14 protein-coding genes are annotated in these 12,316 nt (G+C 60.8%); 7 read left to right on the forward strand and 7 right to left on the reverse strand.

The window, feature by feature from the left end; translation table 11 throughout:
* Nucleotides 1-3 precede the first annotated feature (3 nt).
* On the reverse strand, nucleotides 4-2,064 hold the full coding sequence (locus WKI89_RS12305) for a DHA2 family efflux MFS transporter permease subunit (protein ID WP_337870030.1): 2,061 nt from the start codon (nucleotides 2,062-2,064) through the stop codon (nucleotides 4-6).
* A 404-nt stretch (nucleotides 2,065-2,468) separates the two neighbouring features.
* Complete coding sequence (locus WKI89_RS12310) at nucleotides 2,469-2,927, reverse strand: SHOCT domain-containing protein (protein WP_337870032.1); 459 nt, start codon at nucleotides 2,925-2,927, stop codon at nucleotides 2,469-2,471.
* Between the two features lie 283 nt (nucleotides 2,928-3,210).
* Between WKI89_RS12310 and WKI89_RS12315 the strand changes: the two genes are divergently transcribed.
* Together WKI89_RS12315 and WKI89_RS12320 are read left to right on the forward strand one after the other, a co-directional pair.
* A complete protein-coding gene (locus WKI89_RS12315) occupies nucleotides 3,211-3,831 on the forward strand; it encodes a nitroreductase family protein (protein WP_337870034.1) in 621 nt (206 codons plus the stop codon).
* 153 nt (nucleotides 3,832-3,984) lie between these two features.
* Nucleotides 3,985-4,428, forward strand: coding sequence for a hypothetical protein (locus WKI89_RS12320; protein ID WP_337870036.1), 444 nt, complete (start codon nucleotides 3,985-3,987; stop codon nucleotides 4,426-4,428).
* 60 nt (nucleotides 4,429-4,488) lie between these two features.
* Here WKI89_RS12320 and WKI89_RS12325 read toward each other — a convergent pair whose 3' ends face one another.
* From WKI89_RS12325 to WKI89_RS12335, 3 genes are all read right to left on the reverse strand, one after another.
* Nucleotides 4,489-4,791, reverse strand: a complete 303-nt coding sequence (locus WKI89_RS12325) for an HU family DNA-binding protein (protein WP_299427401.1) — start codon at nucleotides 4,789-4,791, stop codon at nucleotides 4,489-4,491.
* A gap of 107 nt (nucleotides 4,792-4,898) precedes the next feature.
* Nucleotides 4,899-5,540 (reverse strand): lysophospholipid acyltransferase family protein, encoded by a 642-nt coding sequence (locus WKI89_RS12330; protein ID WP_337870041.1) that lies wholly within the window; start codon nucleotides 5,538-5,540, stop codon nucleotides 4,899-4,901.
* 62 nt (nucleotides 5,541-5,602) lie between these two features.
* Entirely contained in the window at nucleotides 5,603-6,583 is a 981-nt protein-coding gene (locus tag WKI89_RS12335; protein ID WP_337870043.1) for an MDR family oxidoreductase, read from the reverse strand.
* 69 nt (nucleotides 6,584-6,652) lie between these two features.
* Here WKI89_RS12335 and WKI89_RS12340 point away from each other — a divergent pair, with 69 nt between their 5' ends.
* Both WKI89_RS12340 and WKI89_RS12345 read left to right on the forward strand, forming a co-directional pair.
* A complete protein-coding gene (locus WKI89_RS12340; RefSeq protein WP_337870044.1) occupies nucleotides 6,653-7,489 on the forward strand; it encodes a sulfurtransferase in 837 nt (278 codons plus the stop codon).
* Between the two features lie 242 nt (nucleotides 7,490-7,731).
* On the forward strand, nucleotides 7,732-9,081 hold the full coding sequence (locus WKI89_RS12345; RefSeq protein WP_337870046.1) for an FAD-dependent oxidoreductase: 1,350 nt from the start codon (nucleotides 7,732-7,734) through the stop codon (nucleotides 9,079-9,081).
* 75 nt (nucleotides 9,082-9,156) lie between these two features.
* On the opposite strand, the gene WKI89_RS12350 is transcribed toward WKI89_RS12345, so the two are convergent.
* Entirely contained in the window at nucleotides 9,157-9,294 is a 138-nt protein-coding gene (locus tag WKI89_RS12350; protein WP_337870048.1) for a hypothetical protein, read from the reverse strand.
* On the opposite strand from WKI89_RS12350, the gene WKI89_RS12355 reads away from it, so the two are divergent.
* The 3 genes from WKI89_RS12355 to WKI89_RS12365 all read left to right on the forward strand — a co-directional run bounded on the left by WKI89_RS12355 (nucleotide 9,284) and on the right by WKI89_RS12365 (nucleotide 11,079).
* Nucleotides 9,284-9,583 (forward strand): winged helix-turn-helix transcriptional regulator, encoded by a 300-nt coding sequence (locus WKI89_RS12355; RefSeq protein ID WP_337870049.1) that lies wholly within the window; start codon nucleotides 9,284-9,286, stop codon nucleotides 9,581-9,583. The genes WKI89_RS12350 and WKI89_RS12355 overlap by 11 nt on opposite strands.
* Nucleotides 9,584-9,795: 212 nt before the next feature.
* The gene (mqnP, locus tag WKI89_RS12360; RefSeq protein WP_337870051.1) at nucleotides 9,796-10,656 is read left to right on the forward strand and encodes a menaquinone biosynthesis prenyltransferase MqnP; all 861 of its coding nucleotides are present in this window, start codon (nucleotides 9,796-9,798) and stop codon (nucleotides 10,654-10,656) included.
* Nucleotides 10,657-10,692: 36 nt separating this feature from the next.
* A complete protein-coding gene (locus tag WKI89_RS12365; protein ID WP_337870053.1) occupies nucleotides 10,693-11,079 on the forward strand; it encodes a hypothetical protein in 387 nt (128 codons plus the stop codon).
* Between the two features lie 163 nt (nucleotides 11,080-11,242).
* Here the strand turns inward: WKI89_RS12365 and WKI89_RS12370 are convergent, their stop codons facing one another.
* The gene (locus WKI89_RS12370) at nucleotides 11,243-12,301 is read right to left on the reverse strand and encodes an aminotransferase class V-fold PLP-dependent enzyme (protein ID WP_337870055.1); all 1,059 of its coding nucleotides are present in this window, start codon (nucleotides 12,299-12,301) and stop codon (nucleotides 11,243-11,245) included.
* Between the last annotated feature and the right edge of the window lie 15 nt (nucleotides 12,302-12,316).

Here is a 12,316-nt window from a genome sequence, read left to right on the forward strand (position 1 = left end):
CTCCTATTCCTTGACCACCAGTGGGGCATTGGATTTACGCAAGGGCAATTCTGGAATCAGCAAGGTCATGACAATGCCCAGCAACGCAATCACAATTCCAATCCGATAGATCTGCGCGATGGCGATGGTCAGGGCTTCCTTCACGCCTTGCTCGAGCTTGTCCACAACCTCGAAGAGCTGGGCCTGGGTTTGAATAAGCCCAGCGGCTGCTCCAGAAAGAATGCCCTCCTTCACCTGGCGCACGGTATCGGGCAGGGCCTGTTCGATTCCAGCCCGCACCTCGGCCAGCACCTGTGCTCTTCCCTGCGGGCTTTGCAGCACCTGGGGCGGAATTCGCTGCAGGTTGTCTTTGAGGCTTTGCGGTACGCTGGGGTCTTCGAGCACCGCTTGCAAACCCTGTGGCCCGGCCCCCAGGGCACGCTCGAGGGCCTCGTACTGGGCGGCAAATCCGGCCTTGACCGAGGCTTCTACACCCCCTTGTTCCAGCACCCGCCGCAGGTTTTCTGGGGTATTGGGGTTGCCCAGCAGGCGGCGCACCGCCTCGAGGTCGCCCTCCAGGGCAGCCCTCAGGGTGGCTTTTTGTTCCTCAAAACCCCTGGCAATATCAGCCTTGATCTTCTCGGCATCAAAGGATAGCTGGGCACCCCCCTCCCCGACCTGACCCCCTGTGGGCAGTTGGAAGTTTGAGCGCAGGGCTGGGGGCAATTCAGCCAGGGCAGCATCTATGCGGGGGGTCAGCTGGGCACTAAAGCTGTTCGCAAAAATACTGCCCAGTATCGCCACCCCAATCGTCGAACCCATCGAGCGAAAGAACAGTACCGTCGAGGAGGCCACCCCGGCCATCATGGGTGAAACCGCATTCTGCACAGCCAGGGTATAGAGGGGGATGGCCGGCCCCAATCCCAATCCCATCAGAATCATTTTGAACGTCACTTCCGCCTGGGTAGATTCTGGGCGGAGGGTAAAGCCCATAATGATAAAAGCAATGCTCAAGATACCCAGGCCCATCAGCATCAGGGGTTTGTAGCGCCCGATGCGGCTGACGATCTGCCCCGAGATGATGTTGCCAAACACAATGCCAAAGGTTAGGGGCATGATGGTCAGGCCAGCATTGGTCGCACTCAAGCCCACCACAATCACCATAAACAAGGGCAAAAACACAATCGCTGCCAGAAACCCGGCCCCCAATACAAACGAAGCCGCGTTGCCCGTCGCAAAGGTGCGGTTCTTGAACAGCCCTAGCGGAAGAATGGGCTCCTTAACCCTGCGCTCGGTCAGGACAAAAGCCACCAGCCCAACTGCGGCCAGGGCAAACATCCCCAGAATTTGCCATGAACCCCACAGGAAACCCGTCTCGCCAGGGTTGAGGCGGGTCTTGCCTAGGCTCAGGGCAATCAGGAGCGGTACGGTAAAAGCCAGCAACCAGAAAGCCCCCAAAAAATCTATAGTGGGTTTGCGCTGGGAAGAGCGTAGCAATGGCATTCTGGAAGCGATGAAAAACAGCGCCAGCGCCCCCACCGGCAGGTTGACGAAAAACACCCAGTGCCAGCTAATATTGTCGGTCAAAAAACCCCCCACCAGCGGGCCGACCACACTGCTAAGGCCGAACACCGCGCCAAATAGCCCGGTGTAGCGCCCGCGCACAGCCGGTGGGAAGATGTCTGCGATGATGGCAAAGGCCGTCACAAACAACCCCGCCGAACCCAGGCCCTGGAAGGCGCGGAAGAGGATGAGTTGCAGGGGTGTTTGGGCCAAGCCACATAGCAACGACCCTAGCAAAAACAGCGAGATGGCTACAATCAAAATCGGTTTGCGCCCGTACAGGTCGGAGAGCTTGCCGTAGATGGGTACAAACACCGTGGAAGTGACCAGGTAGGCTGTGGTAATCCAGACATAGAGCGAAGGCTCGATGTTTAGATCGCGCTGAATCGCGGGCCCAGCGGTGGCCACAATGGTCTGGTCGAGGGCTGCCAGCAAGAGCCCCAGCAAAGTGCCGACCAGGGTAAATAAGCGCTGCTGTGGGCTAAGTTCGATCGCTTGATAGGCGGAGGTGGGCACAGCCATAGGGGTTCTCCTCTACGATAAAACAGGCTATTATTACTGTCCCCAGCCCGGTGCAAATGTCTGGTGTATTACCTGCATCCTCTCAGGTCTTCCCCGGTTTGTGCCCCTAAGGCAGCGTGGTTTCCACGAAATAAGGGTAGCTAGTGGTTTGGTAAGTTTAAGATTGATACGCAGTGAAGTTCCCAAAATGAAGCGCTCAAAGCAACTCCCAGATATTAGGGGAGCCAAATCCATCCCGGGAATTAAGTTACCGGAGCACTAGAGCGTTTCCCACGAATACCCAGTACAACGGTTTTTGTTGCACTGGGTAAACTACGCTGCATGGCATGCAGCGTAGTTGTGGGAACGCGATAGAGGAAATTGGCTCCAGCTACCCATACCCTCTCAACCTTCCCTTACCCGTTCTAGCTCTCCAGCCCGCGCTTGATGGATTCGAATTCCTCGAGGCTGATCTCGCCCCTGGCAAAGCGCATCCGGGCCACCTCGAGCGCATGGTCACGGTGCCACCAGCCCTTCCAGTTCCAATCGTTGCGGGGTTCGCGGGCGTCCTTGGCCCGTTCGTTTTCCAAGCCGGTTTTGATGGCCTCGTATTGCTCCTTGGTAACCTCTCCTCTGGCAAAGCGTTCGCGGGCAGTCTCCATGGCCTCGTCGCCGCTACGGAACCAGTCCCCCTGGCCCCAAGGCCCTCCTGCAGGCCGCATCCGCTTCCAACCATGGCCCCAACGTCCACGCCTGAAGCCCTTCAACAGCCAGAGGATAAAGGCAATGAACAGGACAAAAAACAGCAGGTTAAACAAAAACCCAAAGAACGCCAAGAACGGATTGAAGCCATAAGCGTAACCATGTGCCAGTGCCATCTCCATAACTTCTGTCTCCTTCTGCGCCGGGCAGTTCCCCTGCGACGCCCTAAGGGTAGAGCGGGTCCTGTGAAGGCTGTGGGGTGGGTTTGTGAATGGCAGGTGAACGAAAACAATTCGCTCAACACATTTCGCAGTGATACCCAGCGAGGGATTGTCTAAACTGTGCCCGATTGTGCCAAGCATCCCTGTTTACCGCTTCAATCCTGATGGAAATGCATTCGCAATACTATAGATTGTAAAGTGCCGCATGATTGGTCAGAAAAGTTCGGCTACAGTAGACCTTTGTATGGAAGCCGTTAACGAACGCATTCTCTCCGTCAAACAAGCCGTCCTCACCCGACGCAGCATCCGCAAGTTCAAGCCCGAGCCGATTCCCAAGGAGACGCTAGAGGAAATCCTGGCCCTAGCGCTCAAGGCCCCCAGCTCCAACAACCTCCAGCCCTGGCGGGTAGCGGTGGTGCAGAACCCCGAACTCAAGGAGCGCCTGCGCGAAGCCGCTAACAACCAGGCCCAGGTTGGTTCGGCCCCCGCCGTATTGGTGGTGTATAGCGATATGAAAGACACCCTGGCTCAGGTGGAAGAAATCTTCCACCCTGGTTTCTCCGACGAGCAAAAACAAACCAGGGCGGCCAACCTGCGCAAAGCCTGGGAAGGCAAGAGCGATGAAGAACGCGAGAACTGGGGTAAAGCGCAGGGATTCATTTTGTTGGGCTATCTGATGCTGATTGCCCGCTCGTTTGGCTACGACACCGTGCCGATGGGCGGCTTCAATGCCGCTAAGGTCAAGGAACTGCTGGGTTTGCCTTCGCACGTAGCCATCACGGCCTTGCTCCCTATTGGCATCGCCGATGAAGCTGGGCGCGAACACCACCGCCACAGCCTCGAGCGTGTCGTACAGTGGCAGTAGGGCCGTTCTTGTAAACGCGCTGGGTGACATTTTTGTTGTCTGCCAGCATGGTAAGAACCCCGCGACATCTGTTGCTTAGCGTCTAACCAGGGTACTTCACAAAAATTTGCATCGAGGGTGTATTTATTGCGAAACTTGCTCTAGGCTAGAAGCATGTACGATCTTCTTCTGTCCATCCACAACATCGCCCGATGGCTGGTGCTAGGTGCGGCAGTTTATGTGATTTATCGAAGCGTGAGCGGGTTCAGGAGCCGAAGCTACGCCCCTGCTGACCGCCAAGCGGGGCGGCTCTACACCGGTTTGATGGATCTGCAACTGCTGCTGGGTATTTTGTTGCTGGTCATAAGCCCCCTGGTACAAAGCGCACTGGGTAATCCTGCTGCGGCCATGCAAAACAGCCAGACCCGCTTCTTTATTGCCGAGCACTGGGTGTTGATGCTGGCGGCAGTGATTCTAGCGCATGTGGGCAGCAGCCGCATCAAAAAAGCCACCGAGGCCTGGCTCAAGCAACGCCAAGCCCTGATCTGGTATGGGCCAAGCGTGGCCCTGGTGTTGCTGGCCATCCCCTGGTGGCGGCCTTTGTTGCGCCTGGGTTAAGACGCCTTTGCAAAGCAATAGAGGAGGCCGAAGCCTCCCCTATTGGAAGGGACGACCGGTTTATTTCTTGACGGTTTCCTTCAGGGCTTTGCCAGGCTTGAAGGCAGGATACTTGGAAGCAGGAATTTTGATCTTTTGGGTGGTGCCGGGCTTCACACCGGTGCGGGCTTTACGGCTGCGCACTTCGAAGGTGCCGAAGCCGGTCAGTTGCACTTTGCTACCGGCTTTCAGGGCATCTTCGACTTTACCCAGGAAAGCGTCCACAGCGGCCTTAGCATCTTTTTTCTTCAAGCCAGCGGCAGTGGCTACTTGGTCAATCAGATCAGCTTTGGTTCTGGTTTTCTTGGATCCACCTCTTGCCATACGATTACCTCCTTTATTTTCCCTTCAGCACGGAGTGTAACACACTTTATCTCCAAATTGCAAGCGCCAGGGCAGTGTTGGTAGCCATTTCGTTCCAGACAGAATGCCTAAATGGTGGGCTTTCTGTGATATTCGGGGGGTAAAAGTGCGGTCACGGCAGCCTCGAGCTGACGGGTGACCTCTTCCAGGGTCTGATGATCGGTTTTTCCAGGAGGTAGCACAATGGGATCGCCAAATACCACCCGGATGGAGCGCCGCAGGCGCGGCCCCTTGCCCACCGGCCAGGCTTTATCGCTGCCGATGATGGCGGCCGGAACAATCAGCGCACCCGTGCGCAGGGCAATAGCCGCCGCGCCGGTTTTGAAAGGCTCGATGAAGCCGGTGCGGCTGCGGCGTCCCTCGGGGAAAATGCCAAAAGCCATACCGTTTTTTAGAGCGCGAATGGCCGCCTTGATAGCCCCCAGGTCGCCCGCCCCCCTCGAGACCGGAATCACGTACAGACGTGGCAACAGCCAGCGCAGGATGGGGTATTTGAACACATCGTCGCGCGACATATAGCTCACTACCCTGGGGCAGGCTACTCCCATCACCACCGGGTCTACAAAAGACATGTGGTTAGAAGCCAGGATCACCGGCCCTTCCTTGGGGATTTTCTCGGCGCCTTCAACTTTCAGGCCAAACAAGACCTGAAGCAAGACCCGCGCAATCACCTTACAGACCTTGTACACGCCCAAGCCGTACTCGTACATGGCCCAACCATCATAAGCACAAAGCCCGGTTTGAGCACCGCGCAAACCCGAGAGAAAGGAGTTCAGTCCAGTTTCACCACCACCCGCCCCCGCACCTGACCCTGCAGGATGGCCTGGGCCAGCGCCGGCACTTCCTCCAGGCTTACGGTTTGCAGGGTGGCCTCTAGCAAGGGCTTGGGTAGTTCGCGGGCCAGGCGTTGCCAGGCCAGGAGGCGCTTCTCTTTGGGACACATCACCGAGTCAATGCCCAGCAGGTTCACCCCGCGCAGAATAAAGGGGAATACGGTGGTCTCGAGCTTCACCCCACCGGCGTTGCCGCAGGCCGCCACGCTGCCGCCGTAGGCCATGCGCGGCAGCGCCCCAGCCAGCACCGCTCCACCCACGGTGTCCACGGCCCCACCAAAGCGTTCGGACTCGAGGGGTTTGCCAGGTGCACCGAGCACCGCGCGATCCAGTATTTCGTGAGCGCCCAACGACTTCAGATAGGCTTCTTCCTGCACGCGGCCCGTGGAGGCCACCACCCGGTAACCCCGCTGGGCCAGCAACGCGACGGCCAGGCTGCCCACCCCCCCGGCCGCGCCGGTGACCAGCACTTCTCTGGCGGGGTCTATGGAATGGGCCTCGAGGGCCATCACCGCCAGTATGGCGGTAAAACCCGCGGTACCGATGCCCATGGCCTGCTGCAAGGTGAGCCCTTCGGGCAGGGGCACCAGCCACTCCGCGCGCACTCGAGCCAGCTCCGAGAGCCCGCCCCAGTGCCGCTCCCCCACGCCCCAACCGGTCAGGATCACCGAGTCGCCGGGTTTGTACTCCGGCGAGGCCGACTCCAGCACCGTGCCGGCCAGGTCAATGCCCGGAACCATGGGGAAATTGCGGATCACCTTGCCCGCGCCGGTAATGGCCAGGCCGTCCTTGTAGTTGAGGCTGCTGTAGGCCACCCGCACCAGCACCTCACCCGGCGGCAGCTCGTCCAGGCGGGCCTGCCGGATATGGGCGGTGTAGGGATCGCCCGATTCCACCACCAGGGCCTTGAAGGTTTGCATGACCCTAGATTACCCGATGGGCGCTGGACAGGCACAATCCGCCTCCGCTGGCAGTGTTAGGCTGTTGGCATGCGTTCTCCACTGGTCAGCGCCCGATGGCTGCACGAGCACCTAGGCGACGAGCGGCTCCGGATTGTGGACTGCCGCTTTTCCCTGCAAGACCCATCAGCCGGTCGGCGGGCCTACACAGCCGGGCACCTCCCAGGTGCCCTGTTCCTCGACCTGGAGCAAGACCTCTCGGCGCCGGTGCGACCCGACCGCCGGGGGGGCCGCCATCCCCTGCCCACCCCGGAGGCCCTGGCCCAGACCCTGGGCCGCGCAGGCATCGGCAACGAACATGTTGTGGTGGCCTACGACGACCCCCCCGCGGGCGGCATGTATGCCCCGCGCCTGTGGTGGCTCCTACGCTGGCTGGGCCACGAGCAGGTGGCCGTGCTGGACGGCGGCATCGGGGCCTGGCGAGCGGCAGGGTACGAGGTTTCTACCGCAGCAGTTGAGTATGCCCCCACCACCTTCAAACCCCACCCCCGGCCCGAGATGGTGGTGGACGCCGATTTTGTAGCCCATCGCCCGGCAGGTACGGTGCTGATAGATTCCCGGGCCCCCGAACGCTACCGGGGCGAGGTGGAGCCCATAGACCCGGTGGCCGGGCACATCCCGGGGGCCATCAACCGCAACTGGCTGGATAGCCTGGAGGCCTCGGGCAAATTCAAACCCGCTGAGGCCCAGCAAAAGCGTTTTGCTGGGCTCGAGGGCGAAATTATCGCCTATTGCGGCTCGGGTGTCTCGGCCACGGCCAATCTGCTGGCGCTGGAATTAGCAGGCAAACAGGCTAAGCTCTATGCCGGTTCTTGGAGCGACTGGGTCTCCGACCCAAGCCGTCCGGTAGCCAGGGGCGAGGCGTAGGGAACTGGCCCCCACCTTTCCGGTGGCTGGTAAAAGTTGCGCCTGCAATCTGCGAGCAAGACCCCCTCATTTGTATTCCAAAAGCGCCTGGGTACGTTATCCTGAGGTGAATCGGTAAAGGGCACTGGCAACGGCTGGGCCTTCGGGGGGCGAGACCGCGCACGAACAACCTTATTGGGCCAACAGAAGCATTGAGTGGGGCCTGCGCCTGGCGGGCCAGTGGTGCTTGGGTACAGGGATAGGTGGTAGTTATTAGCAGGAATGGTAGTGGTCATACAGACGTGGTGGTGGTGGGTGGGGGGATTTCGGGTCTGGTGGCAGCGCGGGTGCTGCAAGAAGCTGGGCTGAAGGTGGTGGTGCTCGAGGCCCACCACCGGGTGGGCGGGCGGCTCCTGACCAAAACCCTGCCCGACGGCTCGAACTTCGATCTGGGCGGGCAGTGGATCAGCCCCGACATGCCCAAGGTGATGGGGCTGATTCGGGAGCTGGGGCTGACCCCCTTCGAACAACACAACTCAGGGCGGATTGATCTGGCGGTGCAACCGCTCTCAGCCATGGATAAGCTCACCCAGGCGGAATGGGCTTGGGTCAAGGCCCAGCTCGATTTTCTGGTCGAGAGCGTGAATGTGGAGAAACCCTCGGCTACCCCCAACGCACTCTCACTGGATGTGCAGAGCGTGGAGGAGTGGAAGCGGATTAACCTGGACAGCCCCTACCTGCGCAACCTGTTCGACCAGATTATCCGTACCGAGTACACCATCGAGCCCAAAGACTTTTCCGTGCTGCACCTGCTGTACAGCCTGAGGAGCGCGGGCGGCTTCGAGGGGGTGCTGGGCCTCGAGCGCGGCAACGAAACCCTGCGGGTGCGGGAGGGAATGCAGACCCTCTGCACCAGACTGGCCGAACAGCTAGGCGATGTAGTACGCCTCAACTGCCAGGTCTACGACATCCTGCACGACGAGCAGGGGGTCACCATCATTGCCGAGGGCTACAGCATTCGGGCCGGGCGGGTGATTCTGGCCATCCCACCCAACCAGGTCACCCGTATAGACTTCGAGCCGGTGCTGCCCCGTCGCCGCACCAAGCTCATGCAGCGGCTCGAGATGGGCTCGGTGATCAAGTGTTTCGCCCTCTACGACCGGCCCTTCTGGCGCAATAAACCCGCCAACCCGGTAGACCCCGACCGGCTGCTCTTTGACGACACCATAGATGCCACACCCTTCGACGAACGCAACCCGGCCCTGGTGGCTTTTATCGGTGGCGACGATGCGGTGCTGTGGAGCGACAAGCCGTTTGAAATTCGCCGCCGTGCGGTGCTGGAAGACCTGGCCCTGGTGTTTGGCGAGGAGGCCCTGTATCCCAAACTCTACTTCGACCACGACTGGCTCACCGAGCCCTTCATCGGCGGGGGCTACCAGTGCTACGCCCCACCGGGGGTGATGTCGGCGGGGTTCGAAGAGCTGCGCGTTCCCATCGGGCGCATCCACTGGGCCGGAACCGAGACCGCCGTGCACTACTATGGCTACATCGAAGGGGCCATCGAGGCTGGCGAACGGGCGGCCAAAGAGATCTTGGAGCGCAGTGTATCTTGAGCGATGAGGGGGTCAGTAATCACTTGGGAATTGCGTCAGCGGCAATAAGCCATTGGTACCTTATCTGGGCGTAACTTAGACCTGCGACAGGGTCTCGGCCAGCATGAAGGAGTTGCCGTCGGGGTCGTAAAAATTAGCCAGCTTGACCATGCCTGGGATGGTCTGGGTGGGGCCACGGAACTCCACCCGGTGGCTCTCATTGATGCAACTCATCCACAACCACCAAGACATCGCCCTGCGCAAGTGGACCCTGCCGGTGTTGCTGGCCTTGGCCCAGGGCCATACACGGTTCTCGGGGCTGCAGGCAGCCCTTCCTGGTATTACCAGCCGCGCCCTAGCGTTGGCCCTGCGGGACCTCGAGGCCCTGGATTGGCTCCAACGCCCGACGCAAGGCTTCCTCCACTACAAACCCACTGCCCAGGCTAAGGCTGTGGTTCAAACCCTCCAACAACTGATACCGTTTCCGCTTGAATCCTTCACCTCTGACTGCGTCCAACGGTGAAGGATTCAAGCCGACCGAAGGGAGTAGAAAAGCATTTCGGTAGTATCGTTTAGGCTTGCCGAAGTGAACGATACTACCGAAATGCGTATGATCCGTTGAAGTACAGAACCTACTGAAAGCCGGGGGCTTTCGCATCCACTACCATAGAACCGCAAAAACCCTATCTACCCACATTGCTCGCCTTCCCTCAGGGTACACTTGGGCACAGACCTATGGTGGCCTTGACCAGCCGACTCCGAACCTATCTAAACCTAATCCGCTTCGAGCACACCTTGTTCGCCCTCCCCTTCGCCTACGGCGGTATGCTGCTGGCCGCCCGGGGCTGGCCGGGTTGGGAGGTGTTTGCCTGGGTTACAGTGGCGATGGTAGGCGCTCGCACCGGGGCCATGGCCCTCAACCGCCTGATTGACCGCGCCATTGATGCCGCCAACCCCCGCACCGCCGGACGCCACCTCCCCCGGGGGCTGGTCAAACCCGCCGAGGTGCTGGCCCTGGCGGTGGTGGGCCTGCTGCTCCTGACCCTGGCCGCCTTCAACCTCAACCCCCTCACCGCGCAACTGCTGCCGGTGGCGGTGTTTTTTCTGGTGGGCTACAGCTACACCAAGCGCTTCACCTGGCTGTGCCACTTCTGGCTGGGCCTGACCATCGGGGCCGCCGCCGCCGGGGGCTGGATTGCCGTTACCGGGGCTTTTGAACCCGCTTTATTCGCCCTCTGGGCCGGTACGGCCTTCTGGTTGGCCGGCTTCGACATCCTCTACGCCACCCAGGACTACCAGTTCGACCGCGAAAACGGCATCCACAGTGTGCCGGCCCGCTTTGGCCTCCCCACTGCCCTGCGCATCGCCCAGGCCTGCCACGCCCTCACCTTCGGGTTTTTTCTGCTAACCGGCCTGCTCAGCGGCGCGGGCTGGCCGTACTTTGTGGGGGTGCTGGCGGTGGGTGCAGTGCTGTGGTACGAGCATCAACTGGTAAAGCCCCATGACCTGAGCAAGGTAGACCAAGCCTTCTTCCAGGCCAATGTGGTGGTGAGCCTGGGGATGCTGGTAGTTATCTTGCTGGACACCTGGATTTGAACCGCCCCAAAGCCAGCTTCAGGCTATCCTGAACGTATGGCGGTCTTCTGGCCCCTCTTTTACCAGGCGCTGGCAGCCATCGGGCTGTTGGCGCTCATCTATGCTTTTTTTCGTGCATTTCGTCCTGGGGAGTATACAGGGCTAGCAGTTTTGTTGGTTTTGCTGGTGTTGGCAGCCCTGGCCGTCGTCAACCCCCTCTGGGGCATCTGGATCAAACCCTCGGGTAGTTGGGTGCTGTACAGCATCCTCTCCGCTGTGGGCGGCTTTCTACTGATGGCGGGCGCCGCCACCCTGTATGAACTGTTTCGGCCCCCAACCGTAAAGTCGCTGGGCCCTGAAGCCATGGCCTTTATGCTGCCGGCGTTCCCCTACGTTTTGACCAGTATGGTGGCGCTAGCCATTCGCTGGTGGATCTACCGATGAGGCCCTGCCCCACCTACGCCCCCAAGAGCGAATGCATCTGCCGGTAGATAAAACGGACGGCCCGAATCTTCATCCCCGGGTTGGCGATCCAACACCTTGCCCAGAAATGTCATGCTTTACACCCCTTTCGGGCCTCGAGCCCCTACAACAACCCGCTTCTCGCCTAATCGAAGCGCAAGGCCTCGCGCATCATCTGGGCCACCGCATAGGCATCGTACAGATCGGAGTAGCCCATCAGCGAGAGGCGAAAGGCCCTACCCTTGAGCTGGCCCTGCCCGCCGATAATGGTCGCACCCCGCGCGGCGAAGGCCTCCTTGATCTGGGCATAGCTCACCCCCTCGGGCAGGTAAAAGCAGGTGGTGGCGGGGCTTTTTACCTCGGGCACGGGCTTCAGGCCAAGCTCCTGGCCGGTGGCATAGAGGATCCCGTTCTGCTGCTGTTTGAGGGCGATGTGCTGGGGCAGCCGGGGCAGCAGTTCCGCCAGCACCGCGGCGGTGGCGGCCACCAGGTTGATGGCCGGCGTCCAGGCCGACTCGCCCGTGCTCTGCACCTTGAGTTCGGCGGCCAGGTTCAGGTAGAAGCCTCGAGGCTTGAGGTGCTCGATCGCACGGGGCGAGAGGGCCGCATAGCCCAGCCCTGGGGGGCACATGAGGCCTTTTTGCGAGCCACAGGCGGCGGCATCCAGGCCCCAGCCCTCCAGCTCGAACTCGCTTACAAACAGGCTGGTGATGGCGTCCACCACCACCAGCCCCTCGGGGAAGCGGGCCTTGAAGGTCTGGGCCAGGGTGCGCACGTCGTTGAGGGCCCCGGTCGAGGACTCGGAGTGGGTCAGGAGCAGGCCGTCGAAGGGGCCCTGGGCGCTTTCCAGGTGCTCCGGGCGCACCACCCGGCCCCACTCGAGCTCCAGGCGCTCCACTTCCAGCCCGGCCTGCTGGGCAATTTTGGCCCAGCGCTCGGAGAAGTTGCCGTGCACCGGCACCAGTACCCGGGCCCCCGGTGCAAAGAGGTTCTGCGCCAGGGCGTCCATGGCGGCGGTGCCGGAGCCGGTGAGCAGCAAGACCTGGCCCTGGGTTTTGAAGGCGGCCTCGAGCCCGGCCTTGGCCTGGAGGAAAATCTGCCGGGCCGCCTCGCTGCGGTGGTGAAGCTGGGGACGCACGAGGGCCTCGAGGGCCCTGGGGTGGAGTTCGACGGGGCCGGGGGTGAGGAGGCGGGGGCGGTACATGGGCCCCATTGTAAC

Origin of the sequence: Meiothermus sp., assembly GCF_037443965.1 — a bacterium.
In the GTDB taxonomy this organism is placed as follows: Bacteria; Deinococcota; Deinococci; order Deinococcales; family Thermaceae; genus Meiothermus.